This is a genomic window from Trebonia sp. (assembly GCF_049794275.1).
In the GTDB taxonomy this organism is placed as follows: Bacteria; Actinomycetota; Actinomycetes; order Streptosporangiales; family Streptosporangiaceae; genus Trebonia.
This window is the reverse complement of sequence record NZ_JBARCR010000778.1, coordinates 1-2,760: the sequence shown is the minus strand read 5'-3', so window position 1 is coordinate 2,760 and position 2,760 is coordinate 1. Positions and strand designations below refer to the sequence as shown.

3 protein-coding genes and 1 pseudogene are annotated in these 2,760 nt (G+C 72.1%); 1 reads left to right on the top strand and 3 read right to left on the bottom strand.

Annotated features, from left to right (window positions below; genetic code table 11):
• Nucleotides 1-12: 12 nt before the first annotated feature.
• On the bottom strand, nucleotides 13-777 hold the full coding sequence (locus WA805_RS20300) for an LLM class flavin-dependent oxidoreductase (RefSeq protein WP_424559918.1): 765 nt from the start codon (nucleotides 775-777) through the stop codon (nucleotides 13-15).
• Nucleotides 778-792: 15 nt separating this feature from the next.
• On the bottom strand, nucleotides 793-1,776 hold the full coding sequence (locus WA805_RS20295) for an RNA polymerase subunit sigma-70 (RefSeq protein WP_425243112.1): 984 nt from the start codon (nucleotides 1,774-1,776) through the stop codon (nucleotides 793-795).
• An 82-nt stretch (nucleotides 1,777-1,858) separates the two neighbouring features.
• Between WA805_RS20295 and WA805_RS20290 the strand changes: the two genes are divergently transcribed.
• A complete protein-coding gene (locus WA805_RS20290) occupies nucleotides 1,859-2,410 on the top strand; it encodes a dihydrofolate reductase family protein (protein WP_422274857.1) in 552 nt (183 codons plus the stop codon).
• Between the two features lie 46 nt (nucleotides 2,411-2,456).
• Here the strand turns inward: WA805_RS20290 and WA805_RS20285 are convergent.
• Nucleotides 2,457-2,760: pseudogene (locus WA805_RS20285) on the bottom strand (cupin); the annotation flags it as partial.

Below are 2,760 nucleotides of genomic sequence, written 5' to 3'. Positions count from 1 at the left end.
CGCCCATGGCGTCTACCTCCTGGATGTGGCCCCGGGGCCAGCGTCGATCACGGCGCGGACCTCCGCCTCCGTGGGCTGCGGCTCGAAGTAGGTGACCGCCCAGGTCAGGCCCGCCTGTTCCCATGGCCCGAGGTCGGTGCCCGGGGGAAGCTCGGTGATCAGGTCGAACGGCCCGCCGTCGGGGCGGGCTTCGCGGACCTCGGCGGCCAGTTCGGCCAGCGCCCCGGGGCCGGGCAGGTCGATAGGGAAGAGGCCGTCCCAGCGCAGCGCCCGGCGCACCGGCGGACGGTTCGGCCACACTCCGGCCACCCACACCGGGGGCCTGGGCCGCTGTACCGGAGCCGGCTCGAACTCCCCGGCCCAGTACCTGGCGAGGGCATCCAGCCCGTCATCGAGCAGCCGGGCACGCTCGCGCGCGTCGGTCACCTCCCCGAACTGCTCCAGCTCACCGTGCCGGGTGCTGCCCAACCCGACCCCGAACACGAGCCGGCCGGAGCTGAGCAGGTCCAGCGTCACCGTTTCCCTGGCCACCTTGTGCACCCGGCGGCGGGACAGTGGCGTGACCATCGGGCCGATCAGCACCCGGGACGTGGCGCACGCCACCGCGGCCAGCGTCACCCACGGGTCGGCCACCGCCCGCACCGGCGCGCTGTAGACGATGTGATCCCACACGAAGAAGCCGTCCCAGCCCCGCTCTTCGGCCCGGGCGGCCAGCCGGGCCACCACCCGCGGATCGGCCAGCTCGTTGAACGGCCCGACATCGATCGCGTGCTTCATGACGGCGATCCTAGGTCACAGGCTGTCCGGCAGGCCGAACGCGGCGAACATCGATGGCTGCTCGAAGGCGGCCATCTCAGCCAGCCCGCCGTGTTCGTACCGCAGGACGACGAGGACGAACGGGGAGAACGCGGTCTCGCCGGGGCGGCGGAGGTACCCGGCCGCGCCGGGCTGCCGGTTGGCCTGGATCGGCAGCACCCGCCATTGGCCGAGGGCAGTCATGCCATCGCGGAGCGCGTCGCCCACCTGACGTCGGCCGTTCCACTCCCCGGCCTGGGGGGAGATGACTAGCCGGATGTCGTCGCGCAGCATCGCGATCAGCGCTTCCGGATCGGCTTGCTCATGCGCGGCGATGAAGCGCTGCAACAGCCGGCGCTGCCCTGGATCGGGTTCGGCGGCCGGCGCCCAGTTCAGCCGTCCGTCGGGCCACTGCTCGCGCAGCGTCGCGCGGGCACGCTGGAGCGCGCTGGTGACCGCGGGGATGCTCGTATCGAGCACCTCGGCGACCTCGGCGGCGGGCAGGCTGACCACGTCACGGAGGATCAGCACGGCCCGTTGGCGCGGCGGCAGCAGCTGAATCGCCGCCAGGAAGGCCAGCGAGATCGTTTCCCTGCTGACCGCCACCGCCTCAGGGTCTGGCTGGTCGGCGGCTACCTCGTCAAGCAGCGAGTCCGGATAGGGCTGGACCCACGGCATCGCGGCGACCGACGGCCCCGCGCCGGCCGCTGCGCTGGACGGTTCGCTGAGCCGTGCCGGCACGGCCCGGCGGGCGTCACGGCGCAGTGTGTCCAGGCAGGCGTTGGCGGCGACCCGGTACAGCCAGGTCCGAACGCTCGACTGGCCCTGGAAGCCCTCCCGTGAGCGCCAGGCCCGCAGCAGGACCTCCTGCACGTGGTCTTCGGCCTCGTCAAAGGACCCGAGCATCCGGTAGCAGTACACGTGCAGCTCGCGCCGGTACCGGCGGACCAGGTCATCGAAGTCCCCTATCTCGGCACCCATCACGCCCCCTCCGCGTCCGATTAGTTTCCCGGCCCGGCACGTCTGCATGGACGATAGCCCTTCAACGTGACTGGAGACCCACATGCGACAGGTAACGCTGCAGATGAGCATGTCACTCGACGGATACGTGGCCAGCGACAAGGAGCACCCCGGCACGGCTGTCCCCGAGGACGCCGAACTCGTCAAGTGGAAGCTGGACCGGGTGGCCAAGGCCGGAGCCCACCTGATGGGCCGCACGACCTACGAGGAGATGGCGGGCTACTGGCCGCACTCGGAGCATCCCTACGCTGCGCCGATGAACGACATTCCGAAGATCGTGTTCTCCGCGTCGCTCCGCGAAGGCTCCTGGCCGGTCACGCGGATAGCCCGCGGCGACCTGGCAGCGGAGATCGCCGCGATCAAAGCCGAACCGGGGCCCGACGTCATGGCTCACGGCGGCGCCAGCTTCGCCGCGGCCCTCGCGGCACAAGGCCTGATCGACGAGTACTGCCTGGTCATCCAGCCGGTGGCGATCGGCGGCGGGCAGACGCTGTTCGGCACGCTGCCCGCGCCGCTGCGCCTCGACCTCGTCGAGGCCAGGAGCTTCGACTGCGGCGTCGTCGTGCACGTCTACCGGCCGCGAGCTGGCTCCTAGGTGACAACCACCGTGCGGAGCGAGCGCGCCCGGATTGAGGCCAGGCTCAGCCTGCGCGGACGGCCCGCGCGGCCGGGTAGGTGGTGAGCCGGCCGCACATCCCGTAGCTCCGCTCTTCCGCGGGGCGCTCGATCCGCCACAGGCCGGCAGCGTCCAGGTGCCCGGCGACGCCGGCGCCGATCTCGTCCAGGTGGTCGCCGGTCAGTTCCGCGGTGGCGAGGGCGCCGGCCTGCCAGCGGTCCCGCCAGTCGTCCGCGCGCTGCCCGGCCAGCCGCAGCGCGGCGGCGTAGAAGTCATCGAGCGCGCCAGGACCCGACTCCAGCACCCGCTCCCGCAGCGCCAGGTAGCCC